Origin of the sequence: Aquimarina mycalae (assembly GCF_029906345.1) — a bacterium.
GTDB lineage: Bacteria > Bacteroidota > Bacteroidia > Flavobacteriales > Flavobacteriaceae > Aquimarina.
This window is the reverse complement of record NZ_JARYGY010000002.1, coordinates 378,894-400,170: the sequence shown is the minus strand read 5'-3', so window position 1 is coordinate 400,170 and position 21,277 is coordinate 378,894. Positions and strand designations below refer to the sequence as shown.

Genomic DNA, 21,277 nt, shown 5'->3' with positions numbered 1-21,277 from the left:
AGAGAGATTAGAACACCGTTATAGCGATATAATAACAAACTAAAATTTTATATTATGAAAAAAGTAATGTTAACATTTGTGTTTTTAGCCACTTTACAGGTAGCGTTTGTTTCTTGTAGAGATACAAATAAGGAAACTACTACTGAAGAGACTACCAGTGAGGTACAAGAAAAGACTGAGAATGTAGCAGAAGATGTTGCGAAAGAAGTTGAGAAAATGGAGGCTGATGCAGAGCAAGCAGTTAAGGAAGTTGGAGAAGAAGCTGAGAAATCTTTAGAAAAAGCAGTTAAGGAGGATACTGAAGAAACCAAAACTGATGGTGAACAAAAATCCTAACATCTATTGGGTAGTCTAATTTTTTAATAATTGGACTATAAGATGTTGTTTAAAATTATTAGAGCAAAAGACAAAGGCTTTTCAATTAAGAAAAGCCTTTGTTTATATCTTGAGTTTTTGTTTTTTAGAATAATCCGTTTAATTCTGCATCAATTCGATTAATAATACTTCCTAAATCTTCTGGGTTATCTACAAAGTTAAGGTGATCAACATCTACAATAAGCAAATTACCTTTATCATATCCATGAGCCCAAGCTTCATAACGTTCATTAAGTCGGCTTAAGTAATCAATACTAATCGTATTTTCATATTCTCGACCTCGTTTGTGAATTTGTGCTACCAAATTAGGAATACTACTACGTAAATAAATTAGTAAATCTGGGCCTTCTACAACGCTTTCCATAAGATCAAAAAGTGATTTATAATTCTCAAAATCACGATTGGTCATCAATCCCATTGCGTGTAAGTTAGGAGCAAAGATATATGCGTCTTCATATATCGTTCTATCCTGTATGATATCTTTTCCACTCTCACGTATCTCCAGAATTTGTCTAAAACGGCTGTTAAGGAAATAAATCTGAAGATTAAAAGACCAACGCTCCATTTTATTATAAAAATCCTCTAAATATGGATTCTCCAGAACATCTTCGAATTGTGGTTCCCATCGATAATGTTTGGCTAATAGTTTGGTTAGTGTTGTTTTTCCAGCACCAATATTTCCAGCAATAGCTACGTGCATAATTGATTAATTTTTTTGGGGTGTTAGGTCAAAACTGTAAATCTTACTTTGGTGGTAAATATAAAGGATTTCATTAGTAACATAAAACTGTTTTATAGGAATTTCAGGAAGATTTATTTTTTCTATTTCTTCAGTCTCAGTAGATCGATAGTATAAGCCATCTGTTTTTAGTATTAAAAGATCGTTATTAATAATTCTGATATCAATAAATCCATTATTGTCAATTCTGTTAAGTAAGCTTCCATAAATATTAAATTGAGAAAGTGTATTGTCACTAAGTACCCAACAATAATTAAAATTACTTTGTTGTCTGGTAGCAAGTTCACTCAAAGGTTGTGATGCTACAATGGTTTTGTCAGAATTAGTGTCGAATACTTCTAGTTGTTGCGTGTTTACATCAAAAATCCAAATACTATTATCATTTGCAGGAGACACCAATGATAGACTTTTAAACTCTGTAATTGTATTAAAATTTATCCTATCAATTTCGGATAAATATTTATCTACCAAAACCACAGTATTAGAAGATTCATAGAATAACACAATTTTTAAAGGGTTAAGAATAGAAACTTCGGTAAGTTGTCCTAAAATAAAATCACCGAATTGCCACTCCTGATTATTCCATTTTTTGTAAAAGATATTGTCTTTGGCGAAATAAGTAGCGCCAAAAGTATCAATGCCTAAAAACCGATTGGTATCCAATGCAATGGTATCTTTTGCTATAACATTTCGCTGGGCAGAAACGGAATAGATGCTTCCTAATATTATTAAAAAGAAGATGATCTTTTTCATAAACCAGCAAAGTACAAAAATAAGACCATTTTTAACAAACTAATTTATAGTCATACTCTCTTATGTTCGTGATTTGAATGGTATCGTCTTATCTTGGTTTCTTACGTTGTTTGACGATAAAGACGCTCATATTTATGTCATTAAACAGATTGTAGTTTACAAAAGTTTTTTAAGAATCATCATTGTGAAGAAATAAACCCTTGAGTATTATTTTACTAAAAGGTAATGATAAAATATACAGTTAGCATAAATTTGCAAACTGTCTATAATTCTAAATCATTTATCATTGAAATATAAAAAATACTTATCGATAATATTAGGGCTGTTCTCAATCTTATCTCTAGTAGCTTTTACCTTTGTATCGTCTAATAATAGAGAAGAGGAAGCAGTATTGGTTCTGTTATCAATGTTTATTTTGTTATTAAGTATACTTTGTGTTGTTTTAGGAATCATTTCTGGAATACAAACTATTGTAAAGGGTAATATAGTATTAGGGATTTTAGGTCTTTTGACTTGTTTGATAATACCTCTTTTTTTTGTTCTTGCGATAGCAGTAAACGCAAAAGATATTTTAAAACTTCTAGCAAACTAATTTATAACCATATCCTCTTACGTTTATGATTTGAATGGTATCGTCTTGTTTTAGTTTCTTACGAAGCTTGGTGATAAAGACATCCATACTTCTACCATTAAAGAAATCATCATCTCCCCATAGCTTTTTAAGAATCATAGAGCGATCCAATACCTGGTTTTTGTTTTTTATCAAATGAAATAATAAATGTGCTTCTCTGTGAGTGAGTTGATGTGATTCATGATCATAGGTAAGGATCTGTTTAGGAAAATCAAAAGTATATTTACCAATAGTTAGTATTTGAGAACTTTGTTGGATTTTTGTACGATGCAACAAATTATTGATTCGTACAATTAATTCTTCCATACTAAATGGCTTTTTTAGATAATCATTCCCTCCAATCGTAAAACCTTCTACCACATCTTGAGTTTGTGATTTTGCAGTAAGAAATATGATGGGAACAGTATCATTTTCTACTCTAATTTCTTTCGCTAATGTAAATCCATCTTTTTTTGGCATCATTACATCTAATACTAATAATTTTGGTTGTATAGATTGGTATAATGCAAAAGCTTCTTCTCCATTTTGAGCAAGATGCACCTTGAAATTTCTGGTTTCTAGACTTTCTTTAATGATTTGACCTAAAGAAGGTTCATCCTCTGCTAGTACTATTTCTATACGTTCAGCCATTAGGTAGTGTGATTTTAAAGTTAGTCTTCTGATTATCTAGCAATAATTGAATAGCACCTTGATGTTTTTCAATAATAGTTTTTGTATAAAATAAACCAATTCCAAAACCTTTTACATCGTGTGTATTCCCTTTTGGAACTCTATAAAATTTTTCAAAAATTTTATCTTTATTAGCTTTGGTTAAAGAAGTACCATCATCCTGAATCTCAATGATTATATGTGGATTGGTGTTTTTAATATGAACAGAAATAGTATCTCCACCATACTTGATTGCATTATCTACAATATTATTGATAGCGTTTTCAAAATGAAACACATCTATTTTTTTCCAAATATTCTCATGTGAGCTATCAAATGATATTTCTTTATTGGGAGTATTCGCTTGATGTTTTTTAGCAATAGCATCTATAAGATGCACCAGATTTATTTCTTCTAAATTTAACTGTAATTCTTCACTATCCAATGTTGCTGTTTCGAGTATTTTTTCGACCATTGTATTTAACTTTCCAAGTTGGTTCGAAGACATCTCTACATATTTTTTGGTCTTATCAGGATCATTTTCTGTGTTGAAGTTTTGGATTCCTTCCAGAGCGACACTAATTGTTGCTATTGGTGTTTTAAACTCGTGAGTGATATTACTGATTAAATCATTTTTTAGCTCAGCAAGATGTTTTTGTTGATTGATAATTTTTAAAAGATATAATAAACATCCAATTACTGCTCCTACTAAAAGAAAAGATAGTAAAATCCCGATTAAATTTTTCTTTAGAATACTACGGGTAGTATTAGTGAAGAATAATTCTAACGTACTATTAGGAGGTAAGTATGAGGACTTAGATTTTGTTGACAATGAAGTTTTAAAAGAAATCAGAGAATCTAACTTCTTAGTTTGTTTCATAGGATCGGTATAGGTAATCCCATAATCTACAGCAACATTTTTTCTGCCTAATTCTTTTCGAAAAAGACTATCTATTTCTTTTAATTCTATTGATTCTTGATTAATTGATATTACGATCTTAGAAGTAAGTGCCTGTAAAGGATGTTCTTCATACTTAAAATGAACAGAGTCAGGACTGCTAACACGAATATCTATTTTTGCAGAATCACAAATGTCAGGTGTCTTTAGAAATTTATCAATATCATCATCCACTTGCTTACCTCTAAACACAGAAACACCTTCAATATGAGTAGAATCTATGAAGTCAATATTTCTAAATCGAGAACGAGCGGTGTCAATATCCTTAATAATACTATCAAATTGAGAACTCCCTATAAACTGGGTTAGATGCCCCGATTTTGAAGCAAAACCAATGGTCTGATCCTTTGCTAGTTTTTCGTAATATTGATCAACAGCATTATCCAAACTTATTTGAACCTCATTAATTAATTGCTGTTTTCCTGCTTCATAATTTTTGAAATTCCAATATACCTGTATGCCTAATGTAGCTACTATTACAATGGTAATAAAATATAGAATGTTCTTATAACGGTTCTTTTGCATATGTCAAAAATAGGTTTCTTAAATGATATAAACCGAATCGGTTAACACTCGTTAACATTGGTTAACGGTATAGTTAGCATTCAGTGCTCATCTTTGTGGTGTATTAATCACATAAAATCAAAACAACATGAAAACATTAACCGCTCTTCTAATATCTGTAATAACAATATATACTGTTAATGCACAAGATGTGTATTATAGAGGTTCTGATGGAAATATAATTTCAGAAGAAGTAGTAAAAGAGCAACAACAAAAGTTATATGAAAAATTTAGTAAAGGAAACAAAACGATAGTTGTGGATGTTGATATCAAAGATACTGAAGTAAAACAAGATTCAATCATACATGATTTTGGGTTTCATGTAGACTTAAGCGGAAGGAAAAAAACAAAAACAAAACTAGAATCACTTAAAGGAAAGTCAATGCTGGAATCTACTTTAGTGAGTTTAGATGGAGATCAAATTAGCATTAGTGAACTAAAAGGAAAACCCACCTTACTGAATTTTTGGTTTACAAGTTGCAAACCTTGTATTGATGAAATGCCTGAGTTAAATAAATTAAAGGAACATTTTGGGAATCGTGTGAATTTTGTTGCTGTTACTTTTGAATCCAAAGAGAAAGTAGAAAAATTCTTAAAAAAACATGATTTTGATTTTAAGCAAGTTGTGGATGCAAAAGAATATACGGATGCTCTAGAAATGAATGATTTTCCAAAGAATATAATTCTTGATCAAAATGGGTTGATAAAAAGCATAGAATCGGGGATTGCATATATCCAAGGAGAAGATGGAGAGTTAATAATGGGAGAAGCCACAGCATTAAAAAATAAATTAACTAAACTTTTAAAATAAACAATCATGATAAGACTTGTAGTATTAATAGTATTATTCTTGGTACAGTTTGTAACAGCTCAAGATTTTCAAGGAACTGCTACCTATAAGACAAATAGAAAATTTGACATAAAATTAGATAGCACACAGGTGAATTCTGATATGCAAAAGCAAATTCAGGAAATGATGAAAAAGCAATTTCAGAAGGAATATATATTGCGATTTAACAAAACAGAATCAGTGTATAAAGAGGAAGAAAGTCTTGGAGCTCCGCAACCAGCTGGAATTAGAGTGGTGATTGCAGGATCTGGATCTTCAGATATATTATATAAAAATAGTAAAGAAGAACGATTTAGTGCGCAACGAGATTTGTTTAGTAAAATGTTTTTAGTAAAAGATACCCTTACACATTTTAACTGGAAATTAGAAAATGAAACCAAAAAAATTGGAAATTATACCTGTTATAAAGCAACAACCAAACGAACTATTCAGCGATTGCAAAATTTTTCACATAATGGCGAAGAAGATATAGAGCCGTCTGAAGAAGAAATTACTGTGACTGCTTGGTACACTCCAGAAATTCCAGTAAATAATGGGCCATCCATATATTGGGGATTACCAGGATTAATTTTGGAGGTAAATGATGGAGATCAGACGATGCTTTGTAACAAAATAGTATTGAATCCTAAGAAAAAAGTAACTATTGCAGAACCAACTAAAGGCAAGACGATAACAGAAAGCAAATTCGAAGAAATTATGCAGAAAAAAATGAAAGAAATGGAGGATAGAAGATCAACGAGAAGTAACGGAGATGGAATGCATATAAGAATAGGAGGATAAATCTTACAATCAATCAAAATGAACAGAATATTATTTACACTATTTATTTTCATAGCCATTGCTGCTAAAGCTCAGGTAGAGACCATCCCTTTTGAAGAAGATCAGTTAGTATTTATTAAGGTCAAAATTAATAATACAAAAGAATCATTGAATTTTGTGTTTGATACAGGTGCATCTACCGGAGTTTTAGACAGTGCAGTTGCCAAAAGACTGGGTGTTACATCTAATTATTCTCAAGTAGCACAAGGAGCTAATGGATCAGAAACATATAATATTGCATTAAATCAAACCATCAGAGTAGGTTCTTTGGCACTCAATAATTCTAATTTAGTACTTGTTGATCTGCAAAAACTTTCAGAGAGATCAGGAAGAAAAATTGAAGGGATAATAGGGTATGATATCTTAAAACAATATAGTACTCGCTTTGATTTTGAGAACAACATGATTACTTTATATGATAAGGATGAAGAAATCACTGGATTAGATGATTATGTTCAGATTCCTTTAAAATTTGATGGTATTCCAATTCCTCAAATTGATCTTACATTCACCTTAAGAGATGGCAGTACTCGTACAGGAAATTTTTTATTCGATAGCGGAGCAAATATGACCTTGTTGTTTAATACTCCTTATGCATTAAAAAATGATCTCAAAAATAAGTCAGGCAAAACAGTTATAGGCAAGGCAAGAGGACTTAATAAATCAACAACATATACCAAAGGTACGATTGAAAAACTCAGATTTAATGGTTTTGAATTTGATGATTTACCAGTTGATATTTCTGAAGGAAAAGAAGGAGTTTCAGGTTCTAATAAATACGCAGGAATTCTTGGAGCACAAATTATCAATCGGTTTGATATGGTATTAGATTATAAAAACAAATTACTTTTTGTAAAACCTAATTCAAAATTTGATACTGCATTTGATTTTCCGATGAGTGGATTAGGTATTGAGAAAGTAGACGATAAAATTCTAGTTAGCTATGTTTTAAAAGATAGTCAGGCGTATCAAAAAGGTATTAGAGAAGGAGATGAATTGATAAACGTAGATAATTATGATGGTAATGAACTTAATATATGGAGAAAGTATCTTAAGGAAGAACAAAAAGAAGTTAAGATAAAAGTAAAAGATACTTCGGGAAAAGTCAATCAGGTGGTCATCTTATTAAAGCGATTGATTTAAAATTTGAGAGCTGTTTTTTTGGGATATAATTAACTTTTGTCTATTAAACCGTGTTGTAATATTAAAGTCTAAGTATTTTAAAACTGCCTAAAATGAAGACTTTAATTACACTGGTAAGTATGCTTACCACTTTTTTGATCACCGCTCAGGATTTTCAGGGAAAAGCCTATTATTTCAGTAAAACAGGAATGGATATGAATTTTGGAGGAAGACAGCTGTCTGAAGACCAAAAAAAAGCAATCGCAGATCGAATGAAATCTGCCTTTGAAAAAACATTTATTCTCACTTTTGATAAAAATGCTGCTACCTATAAAGAAGAAGCACAATTAGAAACAACTGGAGGAAGTGGTAGATGGGGAGCGATGCTTTCTGGATTTACATCTAATAATTATTACAAAAATATTAAAGAAGAGACGTATTATGATCAACGAGAATTTTATGGAAAAAACTTTTTGATCAAAGATTCTTTACCTACTTACAATTGGACTTTGGTAAATGAAACTAAGAAAATAGGAAACTATACATGTTTTAAAGCAACCACTACGAAAAAAGTAAATGAGATCATGGATTGGAGAGCGATGAGAAGAAAAGCAAGACAACAAAGAGATCAAAGAGAAAAAGGTGAAGGTGATCAAGCAAATCAAAAAAACACGCCTGAAGAATCAGAAACACCAAAAGAAATAGAGGTAATTGCTTGGTATACGCCTGAGATACCTGTAAATCAAGGACCTGGATCCTATTGGGGATTACCTGGTTTAATTTTAGAAGTTCAAGAAGGAAGAACTACATTATTATGCAATAAAATAATACTTAATACTAAAGAAAAAGAAGAGATTAAAGCACCAACAAAAGGAAAAGAATTATCTCAAGCTGAGTTCGATGAAATCACAAAAAAGAAAGTAGAAGAAATGATCGAACAATTCAGTACACAACGACGAGGAAGAGGTGGTTTTGGAGGAGGAAGGAGAAATTAAATTCTTTAGAAGAAAATCAATCAAAAATGACAAAAAAAATAGTATATCTTGTTTTCCTGATAGGGATAACTATATCTGCGCAGAAAGTTCAGATTACTGGATTTGTAAAAGATTCTTTAGGAAATCCATTAGAAATGGCAAATGTAATTGCTTATAAAAAAGCCGATAATGCTATGACAGCATATGGTATTACTAACGATAAAGGAAGATATAAGATATCGGTTCCCGTAAATGAAACTTATTTACTTAAGGTTAGTTTTATAGGGCTTTCAGCAGAAGATAAAACCATTACTACTAAGGATGCAGACATTACAGCAGATTTTACGATGACATCAGAAAATAGCCTTGATGAAGTAGAGATCGTATATGAAATGCCTGTAGTTGTGAAAGGAGATACCTTGGTGTATAATACAGATTCATTTACTAATGGTAGTGAGAAAAAACTTGGAGATGTATTAGAAAAATTACCAGGAATTGAAGTGAATGACGATGGTGAGATTGAAGTAGAAGGTAAAACAGTCTCTAAAGTCATGGTAGAAGGGAAGGACTTTTTTGATGGAGATTCTAAATTAGCGACCAAAAATATTCCGGCAGATGCCTTAGATAAGGTAGAGGTATTAAGAAATTATGAGGATGTTGGTCAGATGCGAGGTTTGAGGAATAATCAAGATCAAGTTGCTATTAATATCAAATTAAAAGAAGGTAAAAAGAATTTTTGGTTTGGTGATGTAACAGTAGGTGCGGGAGTAGGTGAGACAGAACGTTACTTGGTGAAACCTAAATTGTTTTACTATAATCCAAAATATAGTATCAATATTTTAACGGATTTTAATGATATTGGAGAAGTACCTTTTACCCGAAGAGATTATTTTAATTTCACTGGAGGTTTTAGAAACTTAGGAAGAGGAGGTACATCATTTAATATCACTACTGATGATTTGGCATTTGCAGTGTTACAAAACAATCGGGCCAATGAGATCAATACAAAATTTGGAGCTGCTAATTTTAGTATGGCTGCTAGTAAAACACTGGATATTAGTGGGTATGGAATCATCAGTAACACCAAAACAGATCTTATTACGACTACCAGAAGAACCTATATCGATGATACACCAGATCCCACCGATAATACTATAGAAGAGACGTTTGACAATACAGAACAACGAAGTACATTGGGATTGTTAAAGCTAAGTGCCAGTTACAGACCTAATAATGATTTCAGATTAGATTATGATGCTTTTGGGAAACTTTCTAAACAAGAAGAAGATGATACCTTTCTTTCTGTAAGAGGTGCTATTTCTGAAGATATTAATGAAAGATTAGAAAATACTCCTTTTTCTGTGCAGCAGAATATGAATGCGTATTACACACTTAATGCTAAAAATATATTCTCTTTTGAAGCGCAGCATTTGTTTCAGGAAGAAGATCCTTTTTATAATGCAATAAGAGCAGAAATACCATTTAGAGGTGTATTTACCCAAATTAATGATCCAATAGATCCAGACTCTGATACTTTTGATCCTTTACAAGACTCTGAAAGATATAATATCAACCAGCGAAAAAATGTAAAAACAAATAAACTAGATGCAAAGTTGGATTACTATTATGTTTTGAATAAAAAGAGTAATCTTAATTTCACATTCGGAACTACCTTAAGTACTCAAAATTTCAATTCAGATATTTTTCAAATTTTGGATAACGGTACCGAGAATAGCTTCGAATCCTCAGAATTTAATAATGATGTAACATTTAATTTTAACGACGTCTACGCAGGACTACATTATAAATTCATCACAGGGATTTTCACATTCAATCCAGGAGTTAGTATTCATAACTATGATCTTAAAGATAGGCAGTTAGGAACAACAGTAGGTCAAAATGAATGGCAGGTGTTACCAGATTTTTTCGCATTGGTGCAATTTAAGAAAAGCGAAAGCTTACGTTTTAATTATTCGATAACAGCTAATTATACAGATATAAATAGGCTTGCAGAAGGGTATGTGTTTAATAACTATAATTCTTTATCGCAAGGAAATCGTAATCTGGAAGGAGCTCTGTATGATAATTACTCATTAAATTATTTTAGCTTTAATATGTTTAATTACACTAATATTTTTGCGCGACTGAGCTATACAAATAGAAGAAACCCGATTAAAAATACAAGTATCATAAATGGTATTAATAGGGTAAACACTCCTATTAATTCTAACCTTGCTGATCAAGTACTTTCTGCTAATGGAAATTTTACAAGAACTTTTGGTAAGATTAAAGGAACACTCAATGCAAATTTAAGCTGGTCTAGTTTTAATAATATTGTGAACACCTTACCAAGTGAGAGTATTAGTTTTACACAAACTTATAGAGCAGAATTATCTACAAATTTTAAGAAAGGACCAAATTTCGATGTTGGATATAGTATTACTGTCAACGATTATGACAATAATGGCGCAGAAAGCACTTTTTATACAAGTCGTCCTTTTGCAAGATTAGACTGGGCATTTGCTAAAGGGTTTTTATTAAAATCATCGTATAGCTATTATAATTATAGAGATACAGAAACTACATTAAATGAATATAGTTTTTGGGATGCAGAAGTGTTTTATCAGAAACCAGATAGTAAGTGGGAATATAAGTTTTCGGTGACTAATCTTCTAGATACCGAAAGCATTAACAGAGATAGTTTTAGTGAATTGTTTAATAGTACTTCTAGTTATGTGATACAACCAAGATATTGGATATTCAGTGTAAAATACAACTTATAGTAGCATTTTAAATTAACAATATTTATGTAGGATACGTTAGGTATTTCTTAAGAATCCCGTTTAAAAACCACCAACAGAAAAAAAGGCTAAATACCAGGTATAAATGGAAATCTGGTATTTATGCTTTGTTTTACTCCGATTATAAAATCATGTGTCAGCGAAAGAGGAGAAGCATCTACATTCGCGAAAAAATTGATGATTATGAGTTCATCACTTAACACACAGGTATTTATGGAGAAACAAAGTTTACAGTATTGGATTTTTTTTATTGCTACAATCGTATGTTTTTTGGGTTGTAGTAATGATGATGAAACACAAAATTCAACGCAAAATTTCGGTAAAATTTTATCTTTTGAATTTTTGGCAGAAGATAATAGTAGTTTACAAATTGATATAACTGCAGAGATTAATGAAGAAACCAAGACCATAACAGCAACATTGCCTGAAGGCACTTCGCTTTTGGGATTAAAACCAAAGATTACAATTACATCAGGAGCCGATATATTTCCTGATTCTGGATTTTCTAGAAATTTTGTTAATGAGGTAAGTTATGAATTGAGTGCTAATATGGATGTAGTTGCTAAATATTCAGTGATCATTTCATTAGAAAAAAGTTCAGATAAAAATATCAAGGCTTTTGGTTTTTTAGCATCTGATAATATTGCATTAGATACTGATATTACTGGAGAAATTAATGAAACCACTAAAACAATCTCATTAGTATTTGATGCTGGGACCGAAATTACTGCACTCATACCAAAAATAGAAATAGCTTCGACGGCCAGTATTTACCCAAATCCAAACGATGTACAAGATTTCAGTAATGAAATTGCCTATGAAGTTATTGCAGAAAATGGAAATAAATCGATGTATACAGTACATTCTAATGTATTACAAAGAGACGAGAAAGAAATACTAAAGTTTGAGTTTTTATTAGAAGATAACCCAGGCAATCTATTAGAAAACTATGAGGCAATTATAGATGAAGAAAAAAATGAAATAAAATTAAATCTTCCTGAAGGAACAAACCTTAATAATCTTGTGCCAAGAATTACAATTTCTGATGGAGCTACTGTAAACCCTGAAGTTGAAACTTCTCAAAATTTCAACACAATTTTGGATTATACCGTAACGGCAGAAGATGGAACGACAGCAAAATATAATATAAATGTATATACAGACAATTCTTTACGAAGTGATAGAGAAGCCTTAATTGATTTTTATCATGCCAAATCTCCACATAATAATGCGTTGTCACAGTGGGAAATAGAATCACAAGATGTAAGTAATTGGCAAGGTGTTACTGTTGAAGAAGGTAGAGTAACTGGTCTAGGACCTGCTGATTTTCGGTTAAGAATGAAAGTATTGCCAGCTAGTATAGGAAAATTAACTAAACTTAAAACTTTAAGTATTGATGGCTTGAATTTGGAAGAAATTCCACCCGAAATAGGAAACTTAAAAGAATTGAGAGTTCTGTTTTTATCTAATAACTTATTACAAGAAATACCATTAGAAATTGGAGGTATGTATCAGCTTAGATGGCTTGATTTACAAGATAATTTATTAGAGAAAATACCAATAGAGATAGGTGGTTTAAGGGATTTGTTAACTCTAAATATCAAAGAGAATCCTATTACGGATATTCCAAATGAAATTTGTGCTCTTCGAGATGGTTTTACCACTATAGAGTTGGATGATGACGACATTTGCGAAGAGTAAAATAAAATTTAACGTAATTTAATCGACGAATTATAGTAATGTAAATCATTTAAAATCAATATTTTAAAGGATTTAGTTTTAGTAGTAAATATTTTTTTTTTCATAGTTTATCTTATCCAAAATTAGAATTTGTTTTGGTTTTCAATTATCTTTAGAGTAAAAAGTAACTTAATGATTCGGAATATAGTATTACTACTTCTTGTAGTTTTATGGACTTCTTGCAATATGGGAAAAAAGGAAGAAGCCACTACAAAAAAGCCTATTGGATGGCAAATCATCTATATGAATGATGATGAAGGAAAAGCTTTGTCTGGTAGTTTAGATGATTTAAAAAAAGCCGTTCGTCAAGGTTGTGAAATCAGAGTAGGCTGGGGAATATATAATGAATTTAGAAAAGACGGATTAAAACTAGTTGTTAATGTAGAACATACTGCAGAAGCTCAGTTTTTGACTATCAGTAAAGGACATGTATTTGCTCAAATAGATAGAATTATGGGGCAAGCACCGTCTAGAGGAGCGCCTCAAATACAATTAATAAAATCACACTATTGGCATTCTGTATTGGGAACAACAGGAGAAATGAATCAAGTGTATTTAGATCATTCTAATGTAGAAAAAAGTGATACATATATTGATGATGTAAAAATGATCTGGTATGTTAATGTAAATGATTGTGATTATGCTTTAAGTGAGGCAAAAGAGTTGTATTAAAACCAAATCTTTTTATAGGAAAGTAGATTCTCAACTTTTGTATAAATCACTTTTTTCTATGTAATCAAGATATATATAATTCGTCTAACGGATAATAAAAACGAATTATAACTATATATGGAAATCACATCACAACAAGGAATAATTACTAAAGTAAGTACTAAAAGTTTCAATGATACCTACAATTCATTAATAGAAGTCATTAATAATAATCCAAATTTAAAGATTATAGCAGAATTAGATCATCAGGCGAATGCCAAATCTGTAGGTTTAGAATTAAACCCTACAAGAATAGTGCTGTTTGGAAACCCTAATTTAGGAACTCCTTTAATGCAAAATGCACAGACCGTAGGATTGGATCTTCCTCAGAAAATTATGGTATGGCAGGATGAACAGAAATCTGTGAAAGTTTCTTATAATGACCCAACATTCCTAAAACAACGTCACGGGATTGATAATAAAGATGAGGTACTGAATACAATAAATGGGGCACTACATAATATTACTGCATTAGCTGCAGGTCTGTAATTCTGATTTAATATTTGCATATGTATTGCAGTGTTTTTTATTTCGCTAAAAATCAGTATCTTATAGTGGTTTAATCAATACTTGTTTTCATTATGCCAACGATAAAATCATTAAATAAATGGGCAAATGCTCATACGTATTACCCATTAGATCTTCTTAGAATAGCATTAGGTGTATTTTTATTCTTAAAAGGAATAAATTTCCTAAGCAATAGTCAAATACTGGTTGATTTACTGAAACCCGTTCAGAATCTAGCTGGAGGGATGATTGTAATTCATTATGTAGCTCCTGCTCATTTAATAGGAGGGATACTAATTGCTTTTGGATTGTTAACACGTTGGTCTGTTGCTGCACAGTTACCACTACTCATAGGTGCAATAATTATTAATTTTGTTGGCGAAATGAATGTCGCTAATTTAGTTATTGCCAGTGTAGTATTTTTGCTATGTGTATTCTTTCTGTTCTATGGGTCGGGAAAACATTCTGTAGATTATTACCTAAAAATGCAGCAATAGATAGCAAAGTTTTTAAGTGAAATTTTTAAAGAGAAGAATCTGAAAATTAATTCTGAATTTTTACCTTAATAGGACCACCGCTAGAAACATAGCTTCCTCCTATTTCGTCCACGTTTATATTCAGCTCATCAGTTGTACTCACTTTATTAATATCTACTTTAAGTTTATCATAGCTGTCAATACTTTTGATATTTACATCAATTTCATCTGTAGTATCAAGTCTAACCGTAATAGTTCCATCGTTATTAACTGGAACAATTCCGTAATTGAGAGATGTCGGTATTTCTTCTGCATGTGCTTTTGGTATGATGTTTATGTCTTTTAACACAATAACACTTAGACAAACAGCAATAATAGTCAGAATAGTTTTAGTATACGTATCAGTTTTCATAATAGAGTTTTTTTATTGTTCATCAAAAACCGAACCGATGTATTATCAGATATTATTGATGTGTCATTTGTTGTATTTGATTCTGATTTTAAATCGGTGAAATTCCCTTATAATTGATATTGCATACAGGATGCTTTTATTACATACTTTATTTTATACTAGAAATTATCGTAATAACTTTTTATCCAATGATTCTGTTTGTTCTTTAAAATACCATCCTTCAGTTATTTTTTGTAAATCAATTTCTAGCAAAGGATTTACATGATAGTTAATGTTCTTTAGAGAGTAATGTAAACCAGTCGAAGGATCATTAACAGCATTATTTAATAAAGGTAGATTAAAGTCATCAATGCGCATTTCTGTAATAATATCGGTATAATTATTTTCGATAGCAACACGTTTATTTATTGGGTCTAGATTACCATCAATATTATTAGGGACTTTTACTTTTCCAGAAAGTGATAATCCTAATCTCTGAATTAGTTGCGAACTAATTTTTAAAGATATTGCATTCTGTGATATAGTATCTGGACGAATAGCGTTTTCTTGTTTAATGTATTCTAGAAGGGATACCTGAAAATAATACTGATATCTTTTTTTGTTTTCTGAGATTTCCAAAACATCTTCAATCGCTTTTCGTTTTTTTATTGAGTTATCGGCACAACGAAATAAAAGTTTCGTATTAAGTTCTGTGTCACTTAATATAGATATCGTTACAGGTTCTAAGGGTAAATAATTAATTTGATTTACACTGTTACTAATAAATTTTTTTATAATGTTAGAACCGCGCCAAGGAGATTTTCTGAAAATAGAAGCAGCAAATAATCCAATAGAAGCGATAGGCATGATAACCGTACCTAATAACGATGTTGCTACAAAAGGAATTTTCAACAATATAAATTTTAAATATTTATTACTAAGCAACACCCCTTTTATACGCATTAGAGAAGGAGTGAAAAGATGATTCTCGAGCTCTTTGGCATACTCATTTTTGTTACTAAAGAAATTTATTTTCTCGATCTTATTAGTTAACAGCTCTTCAAAGTTTTTAAATCCTTCATTAGCGATAAAAGGACTATTAGGTCTATAGCCTCCTGCACTTTCTTTTAAAGATAATAAAGTGCTTAAGCGTGCAAATTCAAAAGCATATTGTCGTGCTTTTAATGACGCAAATCCTCCAAATGCTTCAATTTCACTTCCTGGTAATTCAATCGTATCTAGATTCTTATTAATTGGTAAGATAGCAGCTCTGTATGCATTTTCATTTTTACCATCGGTGTTTAGTGCAAAATCAGCAATAACTTTAAAGACAGTTTGTGCAAAACCATTGCGATCTTCTTGAGTGTTTAGCTTTAATAAATCATATACTTGTGTAATATCAGCAATTTTATGATCGTTGATTTTATCTTTTAGATCGTTTAACATTGCTTTACTAATGTTCAAGCATTCTGTTTGATCTTTTTCTTGCTGAAGGCAACTTTTATGAATTTCTGCCAAAAAGTATTCCATAGGATCTCGCGTTCCTAAAGAAATGATACCATTTTTAAGATTTTTAGCAATTTTATTAAATGCAGTAGCAATGATTTTAATATTTAAATTACCACTCATATTGGTATTTGCATCCAAATAATTGAAAATAGTGTTTCTAAGCTCAAAGTTTTCTTTGATATCAATGATTTTGTGTTCTTCCTTAATACTCCCTTGATTGGTGAGCACGCCCAATATGCTTGAAGTGTTTCCCAAAAGTTTGCCTAGTTCTTTTTTAAATGAAACTTCGTTATCTGATATCTTTACAGGAGAGAAAGCTGAAACTTTAAACGAATGATATTGTTCTTTTCTAACAATAGGATCGACAAATAGAATAAGCCTTTCTTCATTGTGGGTAATTCTTCCAAAATCTTGAAAAGTGCCTATTTTAAATGCTTCTCGTATGGGCTCGTTGTTAAATGTTCCTCCATCGATATATGGAAAATTAAAACTTTCGTAGTTCAACGAATTGTTTCCTTCTTCTGCAAAATAACAGTTGTTATTAAAGGATTTATTGCTTTTGGCTGTATGTTCTTTAATTTCACTTTGGATTTTAATAAATGAAGAAGGCCAATTTGTATTGTTGTTATTATCTCCAAACTCTTGTTTAAATCTTTTAAGGAGAACAGGCTCAAACGCAATAGGAAATGCTCCACAGCCAAGAGCAGATGCAGAGATTGTAGCCCACGCAGCTTTATCTGTTATGTCAAAATGTGTAGGAATGTTTGGATTAGGTGTATTGCAAAACTTTAACCATCTGGAATCAGTTTCTTTTCCTTCTTTAGCAACCGCATGTTCATCAAAAATAAAATCTATGACTCTTAATTCTGAATGATTTTCCGATCCAACTGATTTCAAAAAATTCTGTTGTAATTTATCCTTTTCATGAATTTGATTATCATCACTGCCTTTTGCAAGGTTACTCTTTTTGAAAAAATCAATTTCAATGGGTAGAAGATTTGTAAGTGAACACGCAAAGATTACTCGTTTTGGATCTAAAAGTTGTCTTCGAGAAATATCAACACCCTCTGAAGTCATTAAATACTTTTTGGTGAGTTCTTCTAACAGTTTCCTGTCTAATAATGAGAATGATTCATTTGGCTTTGCTTTATATTTCTCATCAATTTTGTCGCCATATAGCTTTACAGAATTTACTTCGTCGACCCATAATTTATACTGGATTTTCTGAGCAAGTTGTAATGCTTTTAACGTTTCGAATTTTTTTCGATGTTTTTCTGCTTTTACAGCATCTCCTCCAAAATAATCATTAATAATTTCGTCAAGCAAATCACCTTCTTTAAGTTTCTCGCTAAATAAAGGAATCATAGAACGATAGTCAATAAGACACTTAAGCATTATAGTTAGTGCAATTGCTCCAGCACTTGCACCACTCATTCCGTCTACAATAATTTCTTGATACTCTTTTTTATCGTTATCTCTACCGTAAAGAATTAACAATTTTAAAGCTTCAGTTAATGCAGAGCCTGAAAAAGAGCCTAAAGAGACTCCGCCACCCATTGCCAGGCAGACACGAAGTGTTTTTCCCATGATTTTTTATTTTGCTGTATTTGAGTTTTTTAAAATCTTTTGGGGTAATCTATTGTCTGTTTTTAGATGATTTAGTTGTATTTTTTATTTAAAAAAAGAATAATGTTACTTGGGATTCGATAGGTTTCTGTATATCAATGCAGGTGTTACTTAAATAATGTAAGCCATTTTCTACCCTAAGATCGTATTGTGTGTTAATTGTTATTAAGCCTACCAATCGGTTATTTGCGAAGCGGTTTTAGAAATTTTTATTTCTAAATAAATAGTATCTAAAACTCTAGTACTATGAACCCCTTCTTTATTATTGGTGATTCTCTTTTTGTTTCTCTGAATTTCTCTTTTTATTTTTCTCCATTCAGCATCACTGTAGAAAATATCATTCCCTCTATTTGAAATAGAATCTTCCAGAGTGTTTTTTGATGTTGGTTTTTCAGCATTGTTCGCTTCGTTAGTGATGTTTTTATGCTGGATTTCTTGTCCATATGAGTGCTGCCCAACCCATATTAAAATTAATATTAGTACTATCTTTTTCATATCCTTAATATTTTTTTAACTACTTAATTTTCAATAGCTAATGTACTACTAGTGTTGGATTAATGATAGAGGGAAAACAACCCTTTTTAATTAAGGATTTATACCCTGTTCACTTAATAATCAACATTTTAATAATGGATAATATACTGTTTTAGTATAGCCTTGGTTAAAAGAAAGAACAACGTGAAAAAGTATTGGAGACAAGAAAAATAAGATAAAAAAAGAGACTATCTGAAAAGATAGTCTCTGAGTATTTTACAGCATTTATATATGCTACCAGCCAGATAACTGTGATTCTCGATTAGAACGAGGAATATCTAGAAAAACGGTATCAATTACTTTAAAAGTATGAATTCCATCCTTGATGCTGATGATTCTTTTTTTATTACTTTGGATTTGTTTTTTTATCGCATCCCATTCTTGATCATTAAAAGAAACCGAAGAAATATAATCTTGATTCGCTTCTGATTGTTCAGAAGTTTTAATAATAAGCCTGTCAGCCGAAACAGAATCATCCGCTTTATATGATCCCTCTTCTATTTTGTGATCAACATCTTTAATAGACTCAATATTACTTTTATAGTCTTGTCCAAATGATATACTACAGATACAAAACATTACAATTGCAATCCCAAATTTTAGTCTCATTTCAATTTTTTTTGATAACTTAATCAGTAACCCAAAGGTATTTGTTAATAATAACAAGTATTCGGGTTATTTAGTATTCGTAGGTTCTATTATAGTATCCGATTAGTGTATTAAAACTAAATCAAATATCATAAAGTATTGGAGGCCATAAATTTACGGTAAATTAATGATAAAATTAGATATTGAAAGCCTTTTTTACCTGATCTACATAATCTAACTTTTCCCAGGTAAAAAGTTCAACTTCTTTTTCTACCTTTCCAGAGTATGGACTTTCAAATACTTTAGTAACTAATTTAGCTTCTTTACCCATATGCCCATAAGCTGCGGTTTCCTGATATATAGGATTACGTAATTTGAGGCGTTCTTCAATAGCAGCAGGTCTCATATCAAATATTTTAGCTACTTTATCTGCAATTTCTCCATCTGTTATTCCTAAAGTACTGGTACCGTATGTATCTACAAAAATAGAAGTTGGTTCTACAACTCCAATTGCATAAGAAACTTGTACAAGTGCTTCTGTAGCTACACCAGCTGCAACTAGGTTTTTGGCAATGTGTCTAGATGCATATGCAGCAGAACGATCTACCTTACTAGGGTCTTTTCCGGAGAAAGCTCCACCACCATGTGCTCCTTTACCTCCATAAGTGTCTACTATAATTTTTCGTCCTGTAAGACCAGTATCTCCATGTGGACCTCCAATTACAAATTTACCAGTAGGATTAATATGATACGTTATCTGATCATTAAAAAGTTTTTGAACATATTTGGGGAATTGTGCAACTACTTTTGGAATTAAGATAGAAACGATATCATTCTTAATCTTAGCAAGCATTACTTCATCATCAATATCAAAATCATCATGTTGTGTAGATACTACGATGGCCACAATACGTTGTGGGACATTATCATCACTATATTCGATAGTAACCTGACTTTTAGAATCAGGTCGTAAATATGGAATTTCAGTACCTTCTCTTCTTAGTTTAGCTAATTCGATAAGGATTTTATGAGAAATATCTAATGCCAAAGGCATGTAATTTTCGGTTTCTTTAGTAGCATAACCAAACATCATTCCTTGATCTCCAGCTCCTTGCTCTTCTTTAGTTTCTCTGTCAACACCTTGGTTGATATCCTGAGATTGCTCGTGGATAAGAGAAATTACTCCACAGGAATCTCCACTAAATTGATAAGCACCTTTAGTATATCCAATGTTGTTAATTACTTCTCTTGCGATGTGCTGTACATCAAGATATGTTTTGGATTTAACCTCTCCTGCTAATACAACCTGACCTGTAGTTACTAAAGTTTCACAAGCCACTTTTGAATCTTTGTCAAAAGCTAAAAAGTTATCTAATAATGCATCACTAATTTGATCTGCTACCTTATCCGGATGTCCTTCAGATACACTTTCTGAAGTAAATAAATATGCCATTCTTTTTGTTTTATTATAGAATAAACTCGAATAAATAAGACGGGATTGCAATAAGAAGCTTTCGACGAGAATGATATTTTATCGAACTGCTTTAGCATTTATTTACTGAATTAATTCAATAGCTATATTTAAAACATTGTTAATTCAGCTTTTAGGGTTGCAATCAGTCAAATCTATCCCTTCAACTATTTCGGCAAAGGTAAAAAAAATGATAATATTCAAAAGGATTTAACGTATCATTAATTTTCTTTGAATAAAAGAAGTTTTTTAAGCAGGTTTTTTCAGTTTAGAACAATTTTTAATTTAAATAGTTTTTTGTTTAAAAATAATTATTAGCTTTGTCCCCGAAGTTTCTTATACATATTAGTAAGTTATTAAGAAAGGTGGAGGGAATAGACCCTATGAAACCTTAGCAACCCTTTATTCGTAAAGAAGGTGCTAAATTCTATTCGTCATTGACGAAGAAGATAACTCGATACAATTACATTTCTTGTATTTGTCGTTTCCT

The 21,277-nt window shown here is 31.1% G+C and carries 20 protein-coding genes and 1 riboswitch; of the genes, 11 read left to right on the top strand and 9 right to left on the bottom strand.

Features of this window, described 5'->3' with window-relative positions; all coding sequences use genetic code 11:
• The first annotated feature begins 54 nt into the window (after positions 1 to 54).
• The gene (locus tag QBK95_RS06420; protein WP_280931751.1) at positions 55 to 336 is read left to right on the top strand and encodes a hypothetical protein; all 282 of its coding nucleotides are present in this window, start codon (positions 55 to 57) and stop codon (positions 334 to 336) included.
• 124 nt (positions 337 to 460) lie between these two features.
• On the opposite strand, the gene QBK95_RS06415 is transcribed toward QBK95_RS06420, so the two are convergent.
• Both QBK95_RS06415 and QBK95_RS06410 read right to left on the bottom strand, forming a co-directional pair.
• A complete protein-coding gene (locus tag QBK95_RS06415; protein ID WP_027393042.1) occupies positions 461 to 1,075 on the bottom strand; it encodes a deoxynucleoside kinase in 615 nt (204 codons plus the stop codon).
• A gap of 6 nt (positions 1,076 to 1,081) precedes the next feature.
• Positions 1,082 to 1,867, bottom strand: coding sequence for a hypothetical protein (locus tag QBK95_RS06410; RefSeq protein ID WP_280931744.1), 786 nt, complete (start codon positions 1,865 to 1,867; stop codon positions 1,082 to 1,084).
• A 286-nt stretch (positions 1,868 to 2,153) separates the two neighbouring features.
• On the opposite strand from QBK95_RS06410, the gene QBK95_RS06405 reads away from it, so the two are divergent.
• A complete protein-coding gene (locus tag QBK95_RS06405) occupies positions 2,154 to 2,459 on the top strand; it encodes a hypothetical protein (RefSeq protein WP_280931743.1) in 306 nt (101 codons plus the stop codon).
• On the opposite strand, the gene QBK95_RS06400 is transcribed toward QBK95_RS06405, so the two are convergent.
• Positions 2,448 to 3,128, bottom strand: coding sequence for a response regulator transcription factor (locus tag QBK95_RS06400; protein ID WP_280931741.1), 681 nt, complete (start codon positions 3,126 to 3,128; stop codon positions 2,448 to 2,450). The genes QBK95_RS06405 and QBK95_RS06400 overlap by 12 nt on opposite strands.
• A complete protein-coding gene (locus QBK95_RS06395; protein ID WP_280931739.1) occupies positions 3,121 to 4,629 on the bottom strand; it encodes a sensor histidine kinase in 1,509 nt (502 codons plus the stop codon). The genes QBK95_RS06400 and QBK95_RS06395 overlap by 8 nt, the downstream gene beginning before the upstream one ends.
• A gap of 127 nt (positions 4,630 to 4,756) precedes the next feature.
• On the opposite strand from QBK95_RS06395, the gene QBK95_RS06390 reads away from it, so the two are divergent.
• The 9 genes from QBK95_RS06390 to QBK95_RS06350 all read left to right on the top strand — a co-directional run bounded on the left by QBK95_RS06390 (position 4,757) and on the right by QBK95_RS06350 (position 14,689).
• The gene (locus QBK95_RS06390; RefSeq protein ID WP_280931737.1) at positions 4,757 to 5,479 is read left to right on the top strand and encodes a TlpA family protein disulfide reductase; all 723 of its coding nucleotides are present in this window, start codon (positions 4,757 to 4,759) and stop codon (positions 5,477 to 5,479) included.
• A 6-nt stretch (positions 5,480 to 5,485) separates the two neighbouring features.
• Complete coding sequence (locus QBK95_RS06385; RefSeq protein WP_280931734.1) at positions 5,486 to 6,298, top strand: GLPGLI family protein; 813 nt, start codon at positions 5,486 to 5,488, stop codon at positions 6,296 to 6,298.
• A gap of 18 nt (positions 6,299 to 6,316) precedes the next feature.
• Positions 6,317 to 7,480, top strand: coding sequence for an aspartyl protease family protein (locus tag QBK95_RS06380; RefSeq protein WP_280931732.1), 1,164 nt, complete (start codon positions 6,317 to 6,319; stop codon positions 7,478 to 7,480).
• Positions 7,481 to 7,572: 92 nt separating this feature from the next.
• A complete protein-coding gene (locus tag QBK95_RS06375) occupies positions 7,573 to 8,454 on the top strand; it encodes a GLPGLI family protein (RefSeq protein WP_280931729.1) in 882 nt (293 codons plus the stop codon).
• Between the two features lie 26 nt (positions 8,455 to 8,480).
• Positions 8,481 to 11,216, top strand: coding sequence for a TonB-dependent receptor (locus QBK95_RS06370; RefSeq protein WP_280931728.1), 2,736 nt, complete (start codon positions 8,481 to 8,483; stop codon positions 11,214 to 11,216).
• 201 nt (positions 11,217 to 11,417) lie between these two features.
• Positions 11,418 to 12,935: an SGBP N-terminal domain-containing protein gene (locus QBK95_RS06365; RefSeq protein WP_280931725.1), complete on the top strand. Its 1,518-nt coding sequence runs from the start codon at positions 11,418 to 11,420 to the stop codon at positions 12,933 to 12,935.
• 171 nt (positions 12,936 to 13,106) lie between these two features.
• Positions 13,107 to 13,646 carry a hypothetical protein gene (locus QBK95_RS06360; protein WP_280931724.1) on the top strand — a complete coding sequence of 180 codons (540 nt, stop codon included), beginning with the start codon at positions 13,107 to 13,109 and terminating at the stop codon, positions 13,644 to 13,646.
• A gap of 117 nt (positions 13,647 to 13,763) precedes the next feature.
• Entirely contained in the window at positions 13,764 to 14,174 is a 411-nt protein-coding gene (locus tag QBK95_RS06355; protein WP_280931722.1) for a DUF302 domain-containing protein, read from the top strand.
• A gap of 92 nt (positions 14,175 to 14,266) precedes the next feature.
• On the top strand, positions 14,267 to 14,689 hold the full coding sequence (locus QBK95_RS06350; protein ID WP_280931720.1) for a DoxX family protein: 423 nt from the start codon (positions 14,267 to 14,269) through the stop codon (positions 14,687 to 14,689).
• Positions 14,690 to 14,735: 46 nt separating this feature from the next.
• Here QBK95_RS06350 and QBK95_RS06345 read toward each other — a convergent pair whose 3' ends face one another.
• The 5 genes from QBK95_RS06345 to metK all read right to left on the bottom strand — a co-directional run bounded on the left by QBK95_RS06345 (position 14,736) and on the right by metK (position 20,769).
• Positions 14,736 to 15,080: a hypothetical protein gene (locus tag QBK95_RS06345; RefSeq protein ID WP_280931718.1), complete on the bottom strand. Its 345-nt coding sequence runs from the start codon at positions 15,078 to 15,080 to the stop codon at positions 14,736 to 14,738.
• 165 nt (positions 15,081 to 15,245) lie between these two features.
• Positions 15,246 to 18,155 carry a patatin-like phospholipase family protein gene (locus QBK95_RS06340; RefSeq protein ID WP_280931716.1) on the bottom strand — a complete coding sequence of 970 codons (2,910 nt, stop codon included), beginning with the start codon at positions 18,153 to 18,155 and terminating at the stop codon, positions 15,246 to 15,248.
• Between the two features lie 210 nt (positions 18,156 to 18,365).
• Complete coding sequence (locus QBK95_RS06335) at positions 18,366 to 18,689, bottom strand: hypothetical protein (protein WP_280931715.1); 324 nt, start codon at positions 18,687 to 18,689, stop codon at positions 18,366 to 18,368.
• 273 nt (positions 18,690 to 18,962) lie between these two features.
• On the bottom strand, positions 18,963 to 19,337 hold the full coding sequence (locus QBK95_RS06330; protein WP_280931713.1) for a hypothetical protein: 375 nt from the start codon (positions 19,335 to 19,337) through the stop codon (positions 18,963 to 18,965).
• 175 nt (positions 19,338 to 19,512) lie between these two features.
• Positions 19,513 to 20,769: a methionine adenosyltransferase gene (gene metK, locus QBK95_RS06325; protein ID WP_280931711.1), complete on the bottom strand. Its 1,257-nt coding sequence runs from the start codon at positions 20,767 to 20,769 to the stop codon at positions 19,513 to 19,515.
• Between the two features lie 368 nt (positions 20,770 to 21,137).
• Positions 21,138 to 21,243: riboswitch (SAM riboswitch) on the top strand.
• The last annotated feature ends 34 nt before the right edge of the window (positions 21,244 to 21,277 follow it).